The 15,887-nt window shown below is 60.3% G+C and carries 12 protein-coding genes and 1 tRNA gene; 12 read left to right on the top strand and 1 reads right to left on the bottom strand.

Features of this window, described 5'->3' with window-relative positions:
* Window positions 1-3: 3 nt before the first annotated feature.
* Window positions 4-90 (bottom strand) — tRNA-Leu (locus BLO97_RS18835).
* A 226-nt stretch (window positions 91-316) separates the two neighbouring features.
* Here BLO97_RS18835 and rnr point away from each other — a divergent pair.
* The 12 genes from rnr to BLO97_RS18775 all read left to right on the top strand — a co-directional run bounded on the left by rnr (window position 317) and on the right by BLO97_RS18775 (window position 15,771).
* Window positions 317-2,947 (top strand): ribonuclease R, encoded by a 2,631-nt coding sequence (gene rnr / locus BLO97_RS18830; protein WP_092146971.1) that lies wholly within the window; start codon window positions 317-319, stop codon window positions 2,945-2,947.
* Window positions 2,944-3,702 (top strand): 23S rRNA (guanosine(2251)-2'-O)-methyltransferase RlmB, encoded by a 759-nt coding sequence (gene rlmB / locus BLO97_RS18825; RefSeq protein ID WP_063323178.1) that lies wholly within the window; start codon window positions 2,944-2,946, stop codon window positions 3,700-3,702. The genes rnr and rlmB overlap by 4 nt, the downstream gene beginning before the upstream one ends.
* A gap of 306 nt (window positions 3,703-4,008) precedes the next feature.
* Complete coding sequence (gene rpsF, locus BLO97_RS18820) at window positions 4,009-4,437, top strand: 30S ribosomal protein S6 (protein ID WP_003186395.1); 429 nt, start codon at window positions 4,009-4,011, stop codon at window positions 4,435-4,437.
* A gap of 28 nt (window positions 4,438-4,465) precedes the next feature.
* A complete protein-coding gene (rpsR, locus tag BLO97_RS18815) occupies window positions 4,466-4,696 on the top strand; it encodes a 30S ribosomal protein S18 (RefSeq protein WP_002551829.1) in 231 nt (76 codons plus the stop codon).
* A gap of 36 nt (window positions 4,697-4,732) precedes the next feature.
* Window positions 4,733-5,623 carry a YybS family protein gene (locus tag BLO97_RS18810; RefSeq protein WP_092146973.1) on the top strand — a complete coding sequence of 297 codons (891 nt, stop codon included), beginning with the start codon at window positions 4,733-4,735 and terminating at the stop codon, window positions 5,621-5,623.
* Between the two features lie 18 nt (window positions 5,624-5,641).
* Window positions 5,642-6,088: a 50S ribosomal protein L9 gene (rplI, locus tag BLO97_RS18805; protein WP_003197251.1), complete on the top strand. Its 447-nt coding sequence runs from the start codon at window positions 5,642-5,644 to the stop codon at window positions 6,086-6,088.
* Window positions 6,089-6,205: 117 nt separating this feature from the next.
* Window positions 6,206-7,603, top strand: a complete 1,398-nt coding sequence (gene dnaB, locus BLO97_RS18800; protein WP_027911801.1) for a replicative DNA helicase — start codon at window positions 6,206-6,208, stop codon at window positions 7,601-7,603.
* Window positions 7,604-7,894: 291 nt separating this feature from the next.
* A complete protein-coding gene (locus tag BLO97_RS18795; RefSeq protein WP_092146975.1) occupies window positions 7,895-10,195 on the top strand; it encodes a YgiQ family radical SAM protein in 2,301 nt (766 codons plus the stop codon).
* Window positions 10,196-10,472: 277 nt separating this feature from the next.
* The gene (locus tag BLO97_RS18790; protein WP_092146977.1) at window positions 10,473-11,393 is read left to right on the top strand and encodes an Ssp4 family T6SS effector; all 921 of its coding nucleotides are present in this window, start codon (window positions 10,473-10,475) and stop codon (window positions 11,391-11,393) included.
* The gene (locus BLO97_RS18785) at window positions 11,393-11,848 is read left to right on the top strand and encodes a hypothetical protein (protein WP_092146979.1); all 456 of its coding nucleotides are present in this window, start codon (window positions 11,393-11,395) and stop codon (window positions 11,846-11,848) included. The genes BLO97_RS18790 and BLO97_RS18785 overlap by 1 nt, the downstream gene beginning before the upstream one ends.
* Complete coding sequence (locus BLO97_RS18780; protein WP_092347301.1) at window positions 11,848-12,303, top strand: hypothetical protein; 456 nt, start codon at window positions 11,848-11,850, stop codon at window positions 12,301-12,303. Before BLO97_RS18785 ends, BLO97_RS18780 begins: the two co-directional genes overlap by 1 nt.
* Window positions 12,304-12,477: 174 nt before the next feature.
* Window positions 12,478-15,771 carry a transglutaminase family protein gene (locus tag BLO97_RS18775; RefSeq protein WP_092347299.1) on the top strand — a complete coding sequence of 1,098 codons (3,294 nt, stop codon included), beginning with the start codon at window positions 12,478-12,480 and terminating at the stop codon, window positions 15,769-15,771.
* Window positions 15,772-15,887: the final 116 nt, after the last annotated feature.

Genomic DNA, 15,887 nt, shown 5'->3' with positions numbered 1-15,887 from the left:
AATTGGTGCCCAGAAGAAGACTCGAACTTCCACGACCTTGCGGTCACCAGCACCTGAAGCTGGCGTGTCTACCAATTTCACCATCTGGGCAATATCGACATCGTGTGTACGTCGTCGATGGCGCGCACTATACGGAGCGTCTTTTTAACTGTAAACCCCTCCTGAGAAAAAAACCGCTAAATTTCACGAGCGGTGCTTTTCCAGGCTTCCAAGGCGGGTCAAATGGCTTTAGAAAAGCGATCGGATGCTTGAAATTTCCCGTTTCATTAAGCCTATGCCAAACTAACCCGCATATAGACAAGGTGAAAACTCTCTAATGGCCGATTGGCAGTCCCTCGATCCCGAGGCCGCTCGTGAAGCGGAAAAATATGAAAACCCTATTCCTAGCCGCGAACTGATCCTGGCGCATCTCGCCGATCGGGGTTCGCCTGCTAGTCGCGAGCAGTTGGTCGAAGAGTTCGGTCTGACCACCGAGGACCAACTCGAAGCCCTGCGCCGCCGTCTGCGCGCCATGGAGCGCGACGCTCAACTGATCTACACCCGGCGCGGCACCTATGCGCCGGTGGACAAGCTCGACCTGATCCTGGGCCGCATCGCCGGTCACCGTGACGGCTTCGGTTTCCTGATCCCGGACGACGGCAGCGACGACCTGTTCATGAGCCCGGCGCAAATGCGCCTGGTATTCGACGGCGACCGTGCCCTGGCCCGCGTTTCCGGCCTGGACCGTCGTGGTCGCCGTGAAGGCGTGATCGTCGAAGTGGTGTCCCGTGCCCACGAGTCCATCGTTGGCCGTTACTTCGAAGAAGGTGGTATCGGTTTTGTTGTGCCGGATAACCCGAAGGTCCAGCAGGAAGTGCTGATTACCCCGGGCCGTAATGGCGCCGCCAAGGTGGGTCAGTTCGTCGAGGTGAAAATCACCCACTGGCCAACGGCGCGCTTCCAGCCGCAGGGCGATATCGTTGAAGTGGTCGGCAACTACATGGCGCCGGGCATGGAGATCGACGTTGCGCTGCGCACCTACGACATTCCTCACGTCTGGCCCGAGGCCGTGCTCAAGGAAGCCGCCAAGCTCAAGCCGGAAGTTGAAGAGAAAGACAAAGAAAAACGCATCGACCTGCGTCATCTGCCGTTCGTCACCATCGATGGTGAAGACGCCCGCGACTTCGACGATGCGGTCTACTGCGAAGCCAAACCTGGCAAGCTGCGCCTGTTCTCCGGCGGCTGGAAGCTGTTCGTCGCGATTGCCGACGTGTCCAGCTACGTGAAGATCGGTTCGGCCCTGGATAACGAAGCCCAGGTGCGCGGCAACTCCGTGTATTTCCCTGAGCGCGTGATCCCGATGCTGCCTGAGCAGCTGTCCAACGGGCTGTGCTCGCTGAATCCGAAAGTCGACCGTTTGGCCATGGTGTGCGAGATGACCATCTCCAAAACCGGCGAAATGACCGACTACCAGTTCTACGAAGCGGTGATCCACTCCCAGGCGCGCCTGACCTACAACAAGGTCAGCACCATCCTGGAAACGCCGAAGACCAGTGAAGCCAAGGCCTTGCGTGCCGAATACGCTGGCGTGGTGCCGCACCTCAAGCAGCTTTACTCGCTGTACAAGGTGTTGCTGGGTGCCCGTCATGTGCGTGGCGCGATCGATTTCGAGACCCAGGAAACCCGGATTGTCTTCGGTTCCGAGCGCAAGATCGCGGCAATCACCCCGACGACCCGTAACGATGCGCACAAGCTGATCGAAGAGTGCATGCTGGCGGCCAACGTGGCCACCGCCGAATTCCTCAAGAAACACGAGATTCCTGCGTTGTACCGCGTGCACGACGGCCCGCCGCCGGAGCGTCTGGAAAAACTGCGGGCCTTCCTCGGCGAGCTCGGCCTGTCCCTGCACAAAGGCAAGGACGGCCCGACGCCGAAGGACTACCAGGCGCTGCTGGCGAGCATCAAGGATCGTCCGGATTACCATGTGATCCAGACCGTGATGCTGCGCTCCCTGAGCCAGGCGGTGTACAGCGCCGACAACCAGGGCCACTTTGGTCTGAATTACGAGGCGTACACCCACTTCACCTCGCCGATTCGCCGTTACCCGGACCTGCTCACGCACCGCGCGATCCGCAGCGTGATCCATTCCAAGCAGAACACCCCGCACGTCAAGCGCGCCGGTGCCATGACCATTCCGAAGGCACGGATCTATCCGTACGACGAAGCGGCCCTGGAACAGTTGGGCGAGCAGTGCTCCATGAGCGAGCGGCGCGCCGACGAAGCCACTCGCGACGTGGTGAACTGGCTCAAGTGCGAGTTCATGAAAGACCGCGTGGGCGAGTCGTTCCCAGGCGTGATCACTGCAGTGACAGGCTTTGGTTTGTTTGTCGAGCTGACCGACATCTACGTCGAGGGCTTGGTGCACGTTACCGCCTTGCCGGGTGATTACTATCACTTCGATCCTGTGCACCACCGCCTGGCGGGCGAGCGCACCGGTCGCAGCTTCCGTCTGGGCGACACCGTGGAAGTGCAGGTCATGCGCGTCGACCTCGATGAGCGCAAGATCGACTTCGGAATGTCTGACAAGCCCGCCGAAGCACCGACTGGTCGTAAAAAACGTGGCAACGAGACCGCCGCGCCTGCGACCAAAGGTAAAGGTGCTCCTGCAAAAACCGCAGAGCCTGAGCCGGCCAAGGCCGGTCGCCGTTCGTCCGTCAAGGACAAGGCTCCCGAAGCCTACCGCCCCAGCGACGCTGCGGCGAAAAATGCCGAGTTGCGCAAGAGCCGCGAGTTGAAGCAGCAGTTGCTCAACGAAGCCAAAAGCGGTGGTAAAGCGGCGTCTGGGGGAAAGTCCCACGGGGCGGAAAAGCCGTCGAGCAAGCCAAGTAAACACCGTAAAGGCCCGCCAAAAGCGGGTTCGGCCCCTGCGAAAAGCGGCGGGTCGCGCAAACCTAAGGCCAAGTCATGAGTCTGGAAAAAATCTACGGCGTGCACGCCGTGGAAGCACTGCTGCGTCACCACCCAAAACGTGTCAAGCAAGTGTGGTTGGCGGAAGGTCGCAGCGAGCCGCGTGTGCAAGCGCTGGTCGAACTGGCCACCCAAAACAAGGTTGCCATTGGCCAGGCCGAGCGTCGCGAAATGGACGTGTGGGTCGAAGGCGTTCACCAGGGTGTGGTTGCGGACGTAAGCCCCAGCCAGGTCTGGGGCGAGGCGATGCTCGACGAACTGCTCGATCGCACCGAAGGCGCCCCCCTGCTGCTGGTGCTGGACGGCGTGACCGACCCGCATAACCTCGGCGCTTGCCTGCGTTCGGCAGATGCAGCGGGTGCGTTGGCGGTCATCGTGCCTAAAGACAAGTCGGCAACCTTGACGCCGGCTGTGCGTAAGGTCGCCTGCGGCGCGGCGGAAGTGATTCCGCTGGTGGCGGTGACCAACCTGGCGCGCACCCTGGAAAAACTCCAGCAGCGCGGCCTGTGGGTGGTCGGCACGGCGGGCGAGGCCGAGGTCAGTATCTATGACCAGGACCTGACGGGCCCGACGATCCTGATCATGGGCGCCGAAGGCAAGGGCATGCGCCGCCTGACCCGCGAGCACTGCGATTACCTGGTCAAGCTGCCGATGGCGGGCAGCGTCAGCAGCCTCAACGTTTCGGTTGCGACCGGTGTGTGCCTGTTCGAAGCGCTGCGCCAGCGCAGCGTCAAGGCTGTCGCCAAAAAGCCCTGAGCCAGACGCGTATCAAGTGTGGGAGCGAGCTTGCTCGCGATGACGGTGTATCAGTGCCAGAAATGTTGACTGGCACGCCGCTATCGCGAGCAAGCTCGCTCCCACAGTGTTTTGTGCAGGGGCAAGGATCGGCGGTTGTTCAAATAATCGCCAATTACCTTGCACCGCCCTCGACCCTTCTCTACAATTGCGCCCCTTGCTGTGATGGCAGGCACTTATGTGTCTAGCGTCCACAAGTCCATAAGTGTCATTCACTCCTTGTCTGACCGTTTTTGAGCGGCAGGCTACAACCCGTAAGGAGCATTCATGCGTCATTACGAAATCATCTTTTTGGTCCACCCGGATCAAAGCGAGCAAGTCGGCGGCATGGTTGAGCGTTACACCAAGCTGATCGAAGAAGACGGCGGCAAAATCCACCGTCTGGAAGATTGGGGCCGTCGTCAACTGGCTTACGCAATCAACAATGTTCACAAGGCTCACTACGTGATGCTGAACGTTGAGTGCACCGGCAAGGCCCTGGCCGAGCTGGAAGACAACTTCCGCTACAACGATGCAGTGATCCGTAACCTGGTCATCCGTCGCGAAGAAGCCGTCACCGGCCAATCCGAGATGCTCAAGGCTGAAGAAAACCGCAGTGAGCGCCGTGAGCGTCGCGACCGTCCTGAGCACTCTGACAGCGCCGATGGCGATGACAGCGATAGCGACAGCGACAACAGCGATAACGCTGACGAGTAATCCACGGACCTTTTAAGGAGCCAATCACATGGCACGTTTCTTCCGTCGTCGTAAATTCTGCCGCTTCACCGCTGAAGACGTGAAAGAGATCGATTACAAAGATCTCAACACTCTGAAAGCCTACGTATCCGAGACCGGCAAAATCGTTCCAAGCCGTATCACCGGTACCAAAGCTCGTTATCAGCGTCAGCTGGCCACCGCTATCAAGCGCGCCCGCTTCCTGGCCCTGCTGGCCTACACCGACAGCCACGGCCGCTGAGACCGGGCAGTCGACGAGTAGTAAGGGATTGAATGCATGCGCGCCTTAGCTGACTTCATCATGCGGGGACGTGTGCAGGCCACGTTGGTTGTGGCCGGATCCGCGGCATTGCCGCTGTTGTTCTGGTTGAGTGCCGCCGCTGGGTGCCTTGTGCTCCTGCGGCGCGGTTCGGACGCCTTGAGCGTCCTGGGTATCGGGTTGCTGTCAGCGTTGGTGAGCTGGTACTTCCTGAAGGACCCGACAACACTCCTGGTGTTGCTCGGGGCTTGTGGCCTGGCGTTGGTTTTGCGCGCCGGCCATACCTGGAACCGCGTGCTGCTGTGCAGCGTGGCCGTGGGGTTGTTGTGTGCGGTGAGCCTGGGAACTGTATTCAGTTCCTTCATCGAGTCACTGGCGCAGACGTTCGAACACGTCCTGCCGCTGGCGATGGGTGAGGTCTACGAGACATTCTCGGCAGACCAGAAGGCGTTTCTCACCGCCCTGAGCGCTCCGCTGATGATCATTTCGATAGCGTCTTCGCTGCAGATCTTTAGCGTGCTGTGCCTGATTCTTGGGCGCTATTGGCAGGCATCGTTGTATAACCCCGGTGGTTTCGGTCGCGAGTTTCGCGCCATCCGATTCCCCAAGAGCGTGGCGCTGTCACTGCTGGCCGTCATGTGTGTTGCTCCGTTTTTCGGGCTGCATGCATTGATCCTGTTGCCGTTGTGCAGTGTACCGCTGGTCTTCGCCGGCCTGGCCCTGATTCACGGGCTGGTGGCGCAGAAACGACTGGCCACTTTCTGGCTGGTGGGGGTATACGTGACGTTGTTGCCTTTCATGCACTTGCTCGGTCCGTTGCTCGTGGTCTTGGCCATCGTTGACAGCCTGATTGATTTTCGCGGTCGTATGGCGCCGAAAGACGCCGACAACGCGAACGGTGAAGGTTAAAAGTTAGAGGATTTTCACATGCAACTGATCCTTCTGGAAAAAGTCACCAACCTGGGCAACCTGGGTGACAAAGTAAACGTTAAGGCCGGTTACGGTCGTAACTACCTGCTGCCTTACGGCAAAGCCACCGCTGCGACCGCTGCCAACCTGGCTGCGTTCGAAGAGCGTCGTGCCGAGCTGGAAAAAGCTGCCGCAGACCGTAAAACCTCGGCTGAAAGCCGTGCTGCCCAACTGGCTGAGCTGGAAGTGACCATCACTGCCACCGCTGGCGACGAAGGCAAGCTGTTCGGTTCGATCGGTACTCACGACATCGCTGACGCACTGACCGCCTCCGGCGTTGAAGTTGCGAAAAGCGAAGTTCGTCTGCCGAACGGCACCATCCGCAACGTAGGCGAATTCGACGTAGCCGTGCACCTGCACGCCGAAGTTGAAGCCACCGTACGCGTTGTCGTGGTAGCAGCCTAAGCAACACCTGTCGGTTGGCACCTTCGGGTGCTTGCCGGTAACATCGGGCACGATCCTGTTTACAGGTCGTGCCCTTTGTCTTTCTGCAATTCCTGATTTTCATAACCAGAAGTGGCCATGAACGAAATCACCGCTCCCGAGCAATACGATCTGCAAACCGCTGCCCTGAAGGTGCCTCCGCATTCCATCGAGGCCGAACAGGCCGTGCTCGGTGGCCTGATGCTGGACAACAACGCCTGGGAACGCGTGCTCGATCAAGTCTCCGATGGCGATTTCTACCGGCATGACCACCGTCTGATTTTCCGTGCGATCGCCCGTCTGGCCGATCAGAACATGCCGATCGACGTTGTGACCCTGGCCGAGCAATTGGACAAGGAAGGGCAGACGTCCCAGGTCGGCGGCCTCGGTTACCTGGGCGAACTGGCGAAAAACACACCGTCGGTCGCCAACATCAAGGCCTATGCCCAGATCGTGCGCGAGCGGGCGACCTTGCGCCAATTGATCGGCATCAGCACCGAAATCGCCGACAGCGCCTTCAACCCGGAAGGCCGTACCGCCGCCGAGATCCTTGACGAAGCCGAGCGGCAGATCTTCCAGATCGCCGAGGCCCGTCCGAAAACCGGCGGCCCGGTCAGCGTCAACGACCTGCTGACCAAGGCCATCGACCGCATCGACACCTTGTTCAACACCGACAACGCCATCACCGGCCTGTCCACCGGTTACACCGACCTCGACGAGAAGACCAGCGGTCTGCAACCGTCCGACCTGATCATCGTCGCCGGCCGTCCGTCCATGGGTAAGACCACCTTTGCGATGAACCTGGTGGAAAACGCCGTGCTGCGCAGCGACAAGGCGGTGCTGGTGTACTCCCTCGAGATGCCAGGCGAATCGCTGATCATGCGTATGCTTTCGTCCCTGGGGCGTATCGACCAGACCAAGGTCCGTTCCGGCCAGCTGGAAGACGACGATTGGCCGCGCCTGACATCGGCGGTCAACCTGCTCAACGACCGCAAGCTGTTCATCGACGATACGGCCGGTATCAGCCCGTCGGAAATGCGCGCCCGTACCCGTCGCCTGGTGCGTGAGCACGGTGATATCGCACTGATCATGATCGACTACCTGCAATTGATGCAGATCCCGGGTTCCAGCGGCGACAACCGGACCAACGAGATTTCCGAAATCTCCCGTTCCCTCAAGGCCCTGGCCAAGGAATTCAACTGCCCGGTGGTAGCACTTTCCCAGTTGAACCGATCCCTGGAACAGCGCCCCAACAAGCGTCCGGTGAACTCCGACTTGCGGGAATCCGGAGCGATCGAGCAGGACGCCGACGTGATCATGTTCGTGTACCGCGACGAGGTGTACCACCCCGAGACGGAGCACAAGGGCATCGCCGAAATCATCATCGGCAAGCAGCGGAACGGCCCGATCGGCTTCATCCGCCTGGCGTTTATCGGCAAATACACGCGCTTCGAAAACCTGGCGCCGGGTAGCTACAATTTCGATGACGACGAGTAAGCCGTTCGCTCGATCGGATATTGTCTTTGTGGCGAGGGAGCTTGCTCCCGCTCGACTGCGCAGCAGTCGCAAAACCAGCGAATGCGGTTTGCCAGGGTAAAAGTGGGTGCAGCAGTGGGTCTGCTGCGCAGCCCAGCGGGAGCAAGCTCCCTCGCCACAATTGATTTGTATCTGGCTTGAGTTCTGGGGGCGAGCCACAAAATCGATTTCCGACCATAGCCGTCGGAATTGGTCAAAATTTGTGCTATATTCCGCGCCCGCGATTTTTCATCCTTTATACCGGTCATCGACATGCAAGCAGCCAAGCCGTTATTTGACTATCCCAAGTACTGGGCCGAATGTTTCGGCCCGGCGCCGTTCCTGCCCATGAGCAGGGAGGAGATGGATCAGCTCGGCTGGGATTCGTGCGACATCATCATCGTGACCGGTGATGCCTACGTCGATCACCCGTCGTTCGGCATGGCGATCATTGGCCGTCTGCTGGAAGCCCAGGGCTTTCGCGTCGGGATCATTGCCCAGCCGAACTGGCAGTCCAAAGACGACTTCATGAAGCTTGGCGAGCCCAACCTGTTTTTCGGTGTCGCGGCCGGCAACATGGACTCGATGATCAACCGCTACACCGCCGACAAGAAGATTCGCTCCGATGACGCCTACACCCCGGGCGGCATGGCGGGCAAGCGGCCGGACCGCGCGAGCCTGGTCTACAGCCAGCGCTGCAAGGAAGCCTACAAGCATGTGCCGATTGTGCTGGGTGGCATCGAAGCGTCGCTGCGCCGCATCGCTCACTACGATTACTGGCAGGACCGTGTCCGCAACTCGATCCTGATCGACGCCTGCGCCGACATCCTGCTCTACGGCAACGCCGAGCGGGCGATTGTCGAAGTCGCCCAGCGCTTGTCCTACGGTCACAAGATCGAAGACATCACCGACGTGCGCGGCACGGCCTTCATCCGTCGTGACACGCCGAAAGACTGGTACGAAGTCGATTCCACGCGCATCGACCGTCCGGGCAAGATCGACAAGATCATCAACCCGTATGTGAACACCCAAGACACCCAGGCTTGTGCTATCGAGCAGGAAAAGGGGCCGGTTGAAGACCCGAGCGAAGCCAAGGTCGTGCAGATCCTGGCAAGCCCGAAAATGACCCGCGACAAAACCGTGATCCGTCTGCCCTCAGTGGAAAAGGTCCGTGGCGATGCGGTGCTCTACGCTCACGCCAACCGCGTCCTTCACCTTGAAACCAACCCGGGCAACGCCCGTGCCCTGGTGCAGAAGCACGGCGAAGTCGATGTCTGGTTCAATCCACCGCCCATTCCGATGACCACCGAAGAAATGGACTACGTGTTTGGCATGCCTTACGCACGCGTCCCCCATCCGGCGTACGGCAAGGAGAAGATCCCGGCCTACGAGATGATCCGTTTCTCGGTGAACATCATGCGTGGCTGCTTCGGTGGCTGCACGTTCTGCTCGATCACCGAGCACGAAGGCCGGATCATCCAGAACCGTTCCGAAGAATCGATCATTCGCGAGATCGAAGAGATCCGCGACAAGGTTCCCGGTTTCACCGGGGTGATTTCCGACCTCGGCGGCCCGACCGCGAACATGTATCGCATCGCCTGCAAGAGCCCGGAAATCGAATCCGCGTGCCGCAAGCCGTCCTGCGTGTTCCCGGGCATCTGCCCGAACCTGAACACCGACCATTCTTCGCTGATCCAGCTGTACCGCAGCGCCCGGGCCTTGCCTGGGGTGAAGAAGATTTTGATTGCCTCCGGCCTGCGTTACGACCTGGCGGTCGAGTCGCCGGAATACGTCAAGGAGCTGGTGACCCACCACGTCGGCGGTTACCTGAAGATCGCTCCGGAGCATACCGAAGAAGGCCCGCTCAACCAGATGATGAAGCCGGGCATCGGCAGCTATGACAAATTCAAGCGGATGTTCGAGAAGTACACCAAGGAAGCCGGGAAAGAGCAGTACCTGATTCCGTACTTCATCGCCGCCCACCCGGGCACCACCGATGAAGACATGATGAACTTGGCGCTGTGGCTCAAGGGCAACGGCTTCCGCGCCGACCAGGTGCAGGCGTTCTATCCATCGCCAATGGCTACGGCCACGGCCATGTACCACTCGGGCAAGAACCCGCTGCGCAAGGTCACCTACAAGAGCGACGCGGTGACCATCGTCAAGAGCGAGGAGCAGCGCCGCCTGCACAAGGCCTTCTTGCGTTATCACGACCCCAAGGGCTGGCCGATGCTGCGCGAAGCGCTGACCCGCATGGGCCGTGCCGACCTGATCGGGCCAGGCAAGCACCAATTGATTCCGTTGCACCAGCCGGCCACCGACAGCTACCAGAGCGCCCGTCGCAAGAACTCGACGCCAGCCGGCAGCCACAAGGTTGGCAAGGAAACCACCAAGATCCTGACCCAGCACACCGGCCTGCCACCGCGCGCCAGCGACGGCGGCAACCCGTGGGACAAGCGTGAGCAGGCCAAGGCCGCGGCATTCGCCCGCAACCAGCAGGCCGCCAAGGAACGCAAGGACGCCGCCAAGGGCAAAGGACCGAAACCGGCACGCAAGCCTGTCGTGCCGCGCTGATCGCCTAGCCGCATCGCAAAACGCCAGCCTAAGTGCTGGCGTTTTGCTTTCTAGCGACGGTGCTGGCCGTTTGTTATCGTGGCGCCCGCATAGCCCTTGTGGCGAGGGAGCTTGCTCCCGCTGGGCTGCGAAGCGGCCCAAACAATCCCATGCAATGTTTCCAGACAGACCGTGCCGGCCGGTGTACGACGGCTTCGCCGCCGAGCGGGAGCAAGCTCCCTCGCCACAATATTGTGTGTGGATAAAGATTCACTTCCGTTTCTCAAGGACGATTCATATGAGCAGCGCTTCAACAGGCATCGGCATGGACCTGAGTTTCTCCCAGGTCATGGCCCGCAAACGCATTGAAAGCCAAATCAACCTGCCACGTCTGTTCGCCGCCATCGATGCCGATCCAGGCATCGTCGGCGCAGGCGTGGTGTACATCGATGCTGAGTTCAATGTAGTGACCCTGCGTGAGTTCAAGCCGATTTGCAGCATCAAGCCCAAGCGGATCATTTTGCATGAGGCGCAGAAGTACATCGCGCCTGAGCAGTTTGCCCAGCAGGTACAGGTCAATCCTCGGCAATCGCGCCTGGTGGGAGAGGCGATCAATACCACCTTGTCCTGCGCTGGAGCGGTATTGGGTTGGGTTGTCGTGCTCAGTGGGTCGATTGCGGTTCCTTTCAGTGCCGGGGCTAGCACTGTGGTAGTGGCTTTAGGTTATGCGGCTGCGACGGCGAGTTCAGTGCAATGTGGTATCGGTATTATCCGTACGACGGCAGAAGTGACTAATCCGCAGATCAATGACAAGTTGGACAGTGAAGAGTGGTACCAATACGCCTCGATCGGTCTGGATGCTGCCTCTTTGCTGGGCGTAGGGGCTTCTACCTTAACCACCATAAAACTTGTGAGGGTGGCCAAGGCCAGTACGGGTAAGAGTCTGCGTGAAGTCTTGCGTGGCCTGACTCGCCAGGAGCGGTCGAAGTTGACCAAAGAGTTGTTGAGCATCAATGATCCCCGGCTGACGCCAAAGATGCTCAAGCTCAAGCAACTTGCCGGTGAGTTGCCAAAGCGCTTCACTCCGACCCAACTGCAGCACGCTACGGTTACTCAGATCAAGGACGCCTTGGGGGCGGCGATAGGCCTGACGGGTAGTAGCTTGTCGGGCAATGTCAAAACTATTGCCGTTGGCTTGTACGAAGAGCTGGAGGAGTAATGGAAGATCTGAGTCTGCCCCGTTTTTTGGCGCGTTACTTTCCGACTTTCATGGGCGGCATTTTCGCCGCGCTGCTCTCTTTGGGCTGTGCTATTCCCTTGGTGACAACGTCCTATTTCGCCGGGGCTTCAATCGACGAGCAAGCGACTTGGTCGGTTCTGGGGGGCGCGGCGGTCACCCTGGTGGTGGTGCACTGCAATTTCATGATGGTGCGCGGATGGCCATTGTGGGTGTGGGGAGTGGTCGCCGTTCTGGTTTTATGCCTGCTAGTCGTATTACCCACCATAGGGAGCCATCCGCATAAGGTCATCTATGTTTTGGCTGTGATGTTTCCACTATTAGGTTTGCTGGTACTCAACAGCAAACGGCATCGCGAGATGCGTAGCCGGCTGGTGGAGATCCGTCATCAACGTGAAATGTTAAGGCAAGAGCTGAAGGGGCAGAGAAAGAAATAATGAATCGCAAGCATTCATTGAGCGCTTTCCTTGCTCACTATTTCCCGACCTTCATCGGCGCCTTTTTTCTAGCCTGCTTTGCGGTCTCCGCTTCGATTTCATTGGCATCAAGTACTTATTTTCGAGGTGATCCTGAACGGGCAAAATATTCTTTCCTGATTGCACTGGTGCTATCTCTGCTCTTGGCGCTGAGTCATTTCTTCATGATCAGAGGGCGGTCATGGGGTGTTCGGGTCATCGTTGTGTTCTATCTGGGGTGCCTTTTCACTGTCCTTCCCACCTACGGCTATGAACCGCACCCCGTTGTCTATGTGGCTGGGTTGCTGTTCCCGTTGCTAGGGCTGCTACTGCTAAACAGCAAGCGCCATCGCGAAATGCGCAGCAAACTGGTAGAAGTCCGCCGTCAGCGCGAACTCACCATCCAGGCCGCCAAGGCATCACGCCCGCGTCGCTGAGTCGATTCGCGCTGCCTGCGCCGCATTTATGTGCATTGCTTTGCAGATGAATTCGGGCAGCGCGCGTTTTTAGTGCTCTACTGCCTTGAGTAGACAAAGAAAGTGTCCGACCTGCCTGCATGGCATAAGTCTTGCGCCGCTTTCGATAACGCCCAGGCTCGCAGGAGGCACGTCGTGTCGATCCATGTCGCATTGCACCACGTTACGCATTACCGCTACGACCGCGCCGTCGAACTCGGCCCGCAGATCGTTCGCCTGCGCCCGGCGGCCCACAGCCGCACGCGCATTCTTTCCTATGCGCTGAAGGTTTCGCCCGAGCAGCATTTCATCAACTGGCAGCAGGATCCCCAGGGCAACTACCTGGCGCGGCTGGTGTTTCCCGAGAAAACCCGGGAGATGCGCATCGAAGTCGATCTGCTGGCGGAAATGGCGGTGTTCAATCCGTTCGATTTTTTCCTCGAGCCCTACGCCGAAAAGATTCCGTTCGCCTACGCGGCCGACGAGCGCAAGGAACTGGCGCCGTACCTGGAAACCCTGCCGTTGACGCCGAAATTCCAGGCCTATCTGGACGGCATCGATCGCACGCCATTGCCGGCGGTGGATTTTTTGGTGGCGCTCAACCAGCGCCTGAGCGAAGACATCAACTACCTGATTCGCATGGAGCCGGGCGTGCAGACCCCGGAGCATACCCTTGAGCACGCGTCCGGCTCTTGCCGCGACTCGGCCTGGCTGTTGGTGCAGCTGTTGCGCAATCTTGGCTTGGCCGCGCGTTTCGTTTCCGGTTACCTGATCCAGTTGACCGCTGATGTGAAAAGCCTCGATGGTCCGTCCGGCACTGACGTGGACTTCACCGACCTGCATGCCTGGTGCGAGGTCTACCTGCCAGGTGCCGGTTGGATCGGCCTGGATGCGACGTCGGGGTTGTTCGCTGGTGAAGGCCATATCCCGTTGGCGTGTAGTCCCGATCCGTCCTCGGCGGCCCCGATCAGTGGCTTGGTGGAGCCTTGCGAGTGTGAGTTCAGCCACGAAATGTCCGTCGAGCGGGTCTGGGAAGCGCCGCGGGTGACCAAGCCTTACACCGACGCACAGTGGCTGGCGATCCAGGCACTGGGGCGGCAGATCGATGCCGACCTGTTGGAGGGCGACGTGCGCCTGACCATGGGTGGCGAACCGACCTTTGTCTCCATCGATGACCCGGACGGTGCCGAGTGGAACACCGCGGCACTCGGGCCGGATAAACGCCGGCTCTCCGCCGAGCTGTTCCAGCGCATGCGCAATCACTATGCGCCCAAGGGGCTGGTGCATTTCGGCCAGGGCAAGTGGTACCCCGGCGAGCAATTGCCGCGCTGGTCGCTCAACTGCTATTGGCGGCGCGACGGCGTGCCGATCTGGCACAACAGCGCGTTGATCGCCGATGAGCAGGAGGACTACGGTGCCGATGGCGAACTGGCCGGACGTTTCCTGGCGAGCGTCGCCGAGCGTTTGAAAATTCCTGCGCGGTTCGTGTTTCCGGCCTACGAAGACAACTTCTATTACCTCTGGCGCGAAGGTGCATTGCCTTCGAATGTCACGGCCGAGGACCCACGCCTGGAGGACGCCCTGGAGCGTGCACGGTTGCGCAAGGTCTTCAGCCAGGGCCTGGACAAGATCATCGGCCAGGTCCTGCCGCTGGCCCGTACCGCCAAGGGCGATCAGTGGCAAAGCGGTCGCTGGTACCTGCGCGACAACCACTGCCGCCTGGTGCCGGGGGATTCGCCCCTGGGTTATCGCTTGCCGCTGGCGTCCCAGCCTTGGGTAACGGCGGCCGAGTACCCGTTCATCCACCCCACCGACCCGAACCAGGATTTGCCCGAGCTGCCCGGCACCGAGCAACTGGCGCGTCACGGCGAGCCGGCGGTCGAGCAGGAGCGCGTCCCGGAGATCGACAAATCCGCCGACTGGCTGACCCGCACCGCCTTCTGTGCCGAGGCCCGCGATGGCCGGCTGTACCTGTTCATGCCGCCACTGGAGCGGGTCGAGGATTACCTGGAGCTGGTCAGCGCCATCGAGGCGACGGCCGAGGAGCTGCATTGTCCGGTGCTGTTGGAGGGCTACGAGCCGCCGAGCGACCCGCGCCTGGGCAATTTCCGCATCACCCCCGACCCGGGTGTGATCGAGGTCAACGTGCAACCCTCGGCGACCTGGGATGAGTTGGTCGAGCGGACAGAATTTTTATACGAAGAGGCGCGACAGACCCGACTGACCACCGAGAAATTCATGATCGATGGCCGGCACACTGGCACTGGCGGTGGTAACCATTTCGTACTGGGTGGCGCGACACCGGCTGACTCACCGTTTCTGCGGCGTCCCGACCTGCTGCGCAGCCTGATCAGTTACTGGCATAACCATCCGTCGTTGTCCTACCTGTTTTCCGGATTGTTCATCGGCCCGACCTCCCAGGCACCTCGCGTGGACGAGGCGCGCAACGACGCGTTGTACGAGCTGGAAATCGCTTTCGCGCAAATGCCACAGCCCGGCGAGGAATGCCCGCCGTGGTTGGTCGATCGCCTGTTGCGCAACCTGTTGATCGACGTGACCGGCAATACACACCGTGCCGAATTCTGCATCGACAAGCTCTATTCACCGGACGGCGCCACCGGGCGTCTCGGCCTGTTGGAGTTGCGTGCTTTCGAGATGCCCCCCCACGCCCGCATGAGCCTGGCCCAGCAATTACTGCTGCGGGCACTGGTGGCGCGGTTCTGGCGTGAGCCTTACGCGCCGGCGAAACTGGCGCGCTGGGGCACCGAGCTGCATGACCGGTTCTTGTTGCCGCACTTTATCGAGCAGGATTTTGCCGATGTCATCCATGAGCTGAACGCCGCCGGCTACCCGCTGCGGGCCGAGTGGTTCGCCGCGCACCTGGAGTTCCGCTTCCCCAAGGTGGGCGATTACGCGGTCAGCGGTATCGAACTGCAATTGCGCCAAGCCCTCGAGCCTTGGCATGTGCTGGGGGAAGAGGGCGCGGTAGGCGGCACCGTGCGTTATGTGGATTCCTCCCTGGAGCGCTTGCAGGTCAAAGTCAGCGGCCTGGCGCCGCAACGCTACCTGCTGACCTGCAATGGCGTGCCGGTGCCGTTGCAACCCACTGGACGGGTCGGCGAGTTCGTCGCCGGGGTGCGCTTCCGCGCCTGGCAACCGCCCAACTGCCTGCAACCGACCATCCCGGTGCATGCGCCACTGGTCTTCGATTTGCTCGACACCTGGATGCAACGTTCCGTGGGCGGCTGCCAGTATCACGTGGCCCATCCGGGGGGGCGTAACTACGACAGCCTGCCGGTGAATGCCAACGAGGCCGAAAGCCGGCGGATGGCGCGTTTCTTCCGTATCGGACACACGCCTGGGAAACTTCCGATACCTAGCCTGGCAATGGATGACGAATTTCCCCTCACGCTCGACCTGCGTCGTTTTCAAGGGGCACCCAAGGTGTAAGCGAACCCCGTGGCGAGGGAGCTTGCTCCCGCTGGGCTGCGCAGCAGCCCTGAAACCTGACGACCCGGTGTGTCAGGCCAATGGAGTCTGCTGTCTTGGGGCCGCTGCGCAGCCCA

It is taken from the genome of Pseudomonas sp. NFACC05-1 (genome assembly GCF_900100135.1).
Lineage (GTDB): Bacteria > Pseudomonadota > Gammaproteobacteria > Pseudomonadales > Pseudomonadaceae > Aquipseudomonas > Aquipseudomonas fluorescens_Q.
Note: the sequence above shows the minus strand (reverse complement) of the source record. Positions and strands in the feature narration are given on the sequence as shown.

Coding starts and splice junctions, on each gene's coding strand:
- rnr (WP_092146971.1), top strand. CDS start 317: ATGGCCGATTGGCAGTCCCTCGATCCCGAGGCCGCTCGTGAAGCGGAA.
- BLO97_RS18785 (WP_092146979.1), top strand. CDS start 11,393: ATGGAAGATCTGAGTCTGCCCCGTTTTTTGGCGCGTTACTTTCCGACT.
- BLO97_RS18790 (WP_092146977.1), top strand. CDS start 10,473: ATGAGCAGCGCTTCAACAGGCATCGGCATGGACCTGAGTTTCTCCCAG.
- BLO97_RS18780 (WP_092347301.1), top strand. CDS start 11,848: ATGAATCGCAAGCATTCATTGAGCGCTTTCCTTGCTCACTATTTCCCG.
- dnaB (WP_027911801.1), top strand. CDS start 6,206: ATGAACGAAATCACCGCTCCCGAGCAATACGATCTGCAAACCGCTGCC.
- rplI (WP_003197251.1), top strand. CDS start 5,642: ATGCAACTGATCCTTCTGGAAAAAGTCACCAACCTGGGCAACCTGGGT.
- rlmB (WP_063323178.1), top strand. CDS start 2,944: ATGAGTCTGGAAAAAATCTACGGCGTGCACGCCGTGGAAGCACTGCTG.
- rpsR (WP_002551829.1), top strand. CDS start 4,466: ATGGCACGTTTCTTCCGTCGTCGTAAATTCTGCCGCTTCACCGCTGAA.
- BLO97_RS18795 (WP_092146975.1), top strand. CDS start 7,895: ATGCAAGCAGCCAAGCCGTTATTTGACTATCCCAAGTACTGGGCCGAA.
- BLO97_RS18810 (WP_092146973.1), top strand. CDS start 4,733: ATGCGCGCCTTAGCTGACTTCATCATGCGGGGACGTGTGCAGGCCACG.
- rpsF (WP_003186395.1), top strand. CDS start 4,009: ATGCGTCATTACGAAATCATCTTTTTGGTCCACCCGGATCAAAGCGAG.